Genomic DNA, 3,628 nt, shown 5'->3' with positions numbered 1-3,628 from the left:
GGGATCGACTTTCGTCCAGAAAGACAACCCTCCATGACCCAATATGACAGCGGGGCTCAATACCAACATGTAAAGATTCTCAAAAGTTGGCAAGAAACCTAGTTTCGTGTAACCAGAGCGACACAATTCGTGTACGTAGGTAGCCCAGAGGCCATAAGCGCAAAAATTGGCGCTGTCTTCTGTGTAGTACAGCTTTTGGTTGGGAAGATCCACAAGGATTCGGTTGCCGGGAACTTCTTCCTTGCCGGAAGCCTCTCTCCAGTCACCCTGCTCTTCGACCAAGTGAATGGCTGGCAGCCCTGATAGCTGGCGACCATCATCGAAAACGACCTCCCAACCTCGAGCCTCAGTCACTTTCGGTGGACTCGTCGCGCAGCCACCCAGAGCTGCCACTAAAAGCAAAGCCAGAATGGCTCGCATATCTCCTCCCTCGTCAGTTTTGTAATTGCGCAGGCCTTATGGCACGCGCCTTATGCCTTAATCTTCCCGACGCTGCTTCATTCTCGGAGCACAGCGACTGCGGAAGGCCCCCGCTACATCGAGTGGAGATACGTTAGCGCCCGCAACAAGGGGCTGCATCAAGAAACTGAACGCCCGTTCAATGCTGCAGATGAGCGTGTAATTCGCCTCACCGACCCGCATCGGTGTGACCTCGCGCTCGCCCTTAATGGGCAGGGCAGCGCTGACGTTGCCAGTCACTCTGAGGCTGTTTGGATTTCCCCCGGAACAGTAGACGGATCCTGCCTATGATTTACCCATACGAGGAAGTCCATGAGCAGCAGTACACAGCGGCACTCTCTCGAGTTCAAGGAAGAGGCCGTCATAAAAATTGTCGATAGGGGATATCCCGTCACCGCTGTCTCCGACCCGCTGGCCGCCGCCGCGTGGCGCCGCTTATGGGCGTCGTGTTTAGACCGGACACATGGGTAACAGATGTGCCATGACATGGGTAACATTTTACCGGTGGCGAGAAAGGTCGATCGAATCGAAGTGGTGGTGGGAGAAGAAGAGATCGAAGAGGCCATCGACATCGTGCCGAGGGCGGATGGCAACAGGTAGGCCGCGCAGGGCTTTGGGGACCTGAATCGGTTGTCCGCGGAAGCGGATGAGGCCATCACTATTGGCGACGACCACGAGGTCGTCGGGCGCGTATTCGATTGGCGGCAATCGCTCCGGGAAGGGGCGCGGGCTGGGCCGATAGCGAGAAGCCGGTGTGGCAAGGCCCAAGGCCTCGTGCGAGCGGATCTGGTTATAGATCGGCCACCAGTGGTCGAAGCTGGCCTGCAGATGGTCGGTGGAGCGGAGGGCGCGACCGTTGATCACCTCGGTCTTGAGGCAGCGATGGAAGCGCTCGTTCTTGCCGTTGGTCTGGGGATGAGCTGGGGCACTGAAGCTGATGCGGATGCCGAGGCGGACGAGCCAGAAGCTTAGGGCTGTAGGGACCCCAGGATTTCGCGGGCTGCCCCAGGGCGCGCCGTTGTCGGTATTGATACGCACTGGCAGACCATAGCGGCGGAACGCATCAGTGAGGGCGGTCTGGACAGTGGTGGTGCGCATGTCCGAAACGACGCGCAGTACGAGGTTGTAGCGCGAGTGGTCGTCAATGACCGTCAGGGGATCGCAGCTTCCCTGGCCAAGGCGGATGGTGCCTTTGAAATCCATCTGCCACAGATCATTGGGGGCGGCATGCTCGAAGTGCTGCCATCGTCTTGGCACGGTCTCCTGAGCGCCCGTCAGCAGACCATGGCGACGCAGAATGTGGGTGATGGTGCTCTCGGCAGGCACCTCGGCCATGCCGCGATCCAGCAGGATCCGCCGCAGCTTGCGTCCACCCCAGCAGGGGTACTGGCGCCGCAACGCCACCACCGCCTGCTCCGCTTCTGGCGGTGTTCGCGCTGGACTATGTCGCGGACGGCGGGATCGGTCTGCCATCGAAGCGCCCGCCTCGGCCCGGGCCAGCCACTTGTAGGCCGTCTTGCGACTGATCCCGAAACGACGGGCAAGCTCTGACACGCTGACGCCCTGCTGGTGGGCCAGAGCAACGAACTCGGTGCGTTGAGACATGCGGGTGTGCTCCTTCCAGGGCATGTGCCGACACGTCTTGGCTTCCTTACAAAGCCATGAGGTGTAACCCATGTCCTGGCACACCTGTTACCTATCTCTCCGGTCTAAACAACGTCGTTAAACACGGGGGGATGACCATGCGCTGTTCCCTAGTTCTGTGAGAACACCGCTAAAGGCCGCTCGTCAATTCGCCCAGTGACTGCGCCAGAACGCCGCGCTCGGCCAGCTCACCACGCGTTGTGTTCGAGATATCCGGCGCAATGCCGACCAATTCCGAGCGCCAGTGAGCGAACCTGCGATACGCGCCAAGAAAGCGGCGCGCACTGCGTTCTAGGCCATTCACCGATCCTGGCAGCTTCTCGCCATTGCGCTTGCAACTGCAGAAGCGAATGCGCTGCTCATCCTCGTTGACGGCAACAAGATCGATCTCGACATCGCCACGATCCCAGAACCCGTGGATCCGCTCACTCAAAGGGAAGTCGCCAACGCCGATGCGGCTGCGCTCCTCGTAAAGCTGTGCCGCCAGATCCTCCAGCGCATAGCCTTCGACCTCCTTAAGCTGCCTGTCGGCTTGCTCCAGCAATCCGGCCATGGGGCGGAACGCGGACGCGGACACCGGCCGCTGCAGCGCGGACAACCAAGCTCTCAGAAAATTATCGCGGATGTAGTACCGCCCGCTGCGTGCCCGGCGCGAAGCGAAGATTGGTAAACGCCGCTCGATCATCCGATAACGCTGCGACAGTGTCTGCAAATAGCCGCCCACCTGGCGCGCCTCGCCCGGCGCCGCCACCTCCGCCATCGCCGCCTGGATATCGGCATTGGTGCAGCCCGGATTGCTGGCCAGATACTGCAACACCATGTCGTACCGACCGCGCAATTCGCGCAGGAACCAGTTGTCTGCTTCGTTCCGCAGCGGTGAGGAGCTGGAGAAGAAGAGTCGTTCCAGTAGTTCGCGCCGCTCGGCCCCAAGCACCCCTTGCTCGAAGGCGTCCCGATAGAACTTTGGCACGCCCTCGAAGAGATTCCAGAGGAACAACAGTCGTTCTGGCGATTCATCGGCATGTGTCCGAAGAATTTCCAGTACCGAAGCGATATCAAGATGATCCAGAGCGAGCACATCGGTGGTTCGGTTGAATAAAGGCGCGTCGCGGTCCTCCAGGAGCGCCGTCATCTCGGTGTGCAGAGAGCCGGAAACGATCAGACCACCCGGCACGTGGTCTGCCTCGGCCGCGAGGCTATCCACCTCGGCCTGCATCATCGAGCAAAAATCGAAGAGCTTCTTGCGGTGGAAATACTGAAACTCGTCCAGCGCGACGACGTAGCCTTGGCGCGCCAGACGCGCAATCAGCTGCGCCAGCTCCTTCAAGCTGGAGATCCGCTCGTCTATGCCAAAGGTCTCTAAATATCCGTTAGTCGCTGCCACGACCCCAGAGGGATCCGAGTCCGGAATTTGCACATATAAGGTTTCCTGATTATGTCCAAGCCTCAGCTGGAATCCGCAGATCCCAAGCGGAACGGGGTTTTGCCTGCAACAGGGCCACGGCGAGTCGCGTGGGCAGTTCTG

Annotated in this window: 3 protein-coding genes; all 3 read right to left on the bottom strand. The window is 59.9% G+C overall.

Annotated elements, in window-relative coordinates; translation table 11 throughout:
• On the bottom strand, positions 1-420 hold a 420-nt coding region (locus tag MRY84_RS12845), incomplete at its 3' end, for a hypothetical protein (protein WP_223056560.1).
• A 537-nt stretch (positions 421-957) separates the two neighbouring features.
• Entirely contained in the window at positions 958-2,088 is a 1,131-nt protein-coding gene (locus tag MRY84_RS12840; protein ID WP_223056561.1) for an IS481 family transposase, read from the bottom strand.
• Positions 2,089-2,233: 145 nt separating this feature from the next.
• Positions 2,234-3,628: DUF234 domain-containing protein (locus tag MRY84_RS12835; protein WP_290566943.1), on the bottom strand; the 1,395-nt coding region annotated here is incomplete at its 5' end.

Source organism: Acidovorax sp., from assembly GCF_022763525.1.
Classification (GTDB): Bacteria; Pseudomonadota; Gammaproteobacteria; order Burkholderiales; family Burkholderiaceae_C; genus Acidovorax.
The sequence above is the reverse complement of the archived record's forward strand: the minus strand, read 5'-3'. Positions and strand labels throughout refer to the sequence as shown.

Coding starts and splice junctions, on each gene's coding strand:
- MRY84_RS12840 (WP_223056561.1), bottom strand. CDS start 2,088: ATGCCCTGGAAGGAGCACACCCGCATGTCTCAACGCACCGAGTTCGTT.